The sequence below is a fragment of the Clostridium peptidivorans genome, from assembly GCF_900205925.1.
GTDB lineage: Bacteria > Bacillota > Clostridia > Clostridiales > Clostridiaceae > Clostridium_AK > Clostridium_AK peptidivorans.
In genome coordinates this window covers 1-503 of the sequence record NZ_OAOD01000062.1, presented here as the reverse complement: position 1 = coordinate 503, position 503 = coordinate 1, and the positions used below count along the sequence as shown (strand labels likewise).

The following is a 503-nucleotide window of genomic DNA, read 5'->3' as shown; positions in this document are numbered from 1 at the left end:
AGGTGAACGTCGCGAGTTCGAATCTCGTCTTCCGCTCCAAATATGCGGGTGTAACTCAATGGTAGAGTGCTAGCCTTCCAAGCTAGTTACGAGGGTTCGATTCCCTTCACCCGCTCCAATATGCGTCTTTAGCTCAGCTGGATAGAGCAACGCCCTTCTAAGGCGTGGGCCAGGAGTTCGAATCTCTTAAGACGCACCATTAAATATAATATGCGCCATTAGCTCAGTTGGTAGAGCACCTGACTCTTAATCAGGGTGTCCTGGGTTCGAATCCCTGATGGCGCACCATTTAAAAAATATATCGGGGTGTAGCGCAGATGGGAGCGCGCGTGGTTTGGGACCATGAGGTCGCAGGTTCAATCCCTGTCACCCCGACCACAAATATGCGGGTGTAACTCAATGGTAGAGTGCTAGCCTTCCAAGCTAGTTACGAGGGTTCGATTCCCTTCACCCGCTCCAAATATGCGTCTTTAGCTCAGCTGGATAGAGCAACGCCCTTCTAA

General features: G+C 50.9%; 5 tRNA genes. All 5 read left to right on the top strand.

Going from position 1 to position 503, the window contains the following annotated elements:
- Positions 1–44 precede the first annotated feature (44 nt).
- The 5 genes from CRN98_RS17385 to CRN98_RS17365 all read left to right on the top strand — a co-directional run bounded on the left by CRN98_RS17385 (position 45) and on the right by CRN98_RS17365 (position 459).
- Positions 45–118, top strand: a tRNA-Gly gene (locus CRN98_RS17385).
- 4 nt (positions 119–122) lie between these two features.
- A tRNA-Arg gene (locus CRN98_RS17380) sits at positions 123–199 on the top strand.
- Positions 200–212: 13 nt separating this feature from the next.
- A tRNA-Lys gene (locus CRN98_RS17375) sits at positions 213–288 on the top strand.
- Positions 289–302: 14 nt separating this feature from the next.
- Positions 303–378, top strand: a tRNA-Pro gene (locus tag CRN98_RS17370).
- A 7-nt stretch (positions 379–385) separates the two neighbouring features.
- Positions 386–459: transfer RNA gene (locus tag CRN98_RS17365), tRNA-Gly, on the top strand.
- The last annotated feature ends 44 nt before the right edge of the window (positions 460–503 follow it).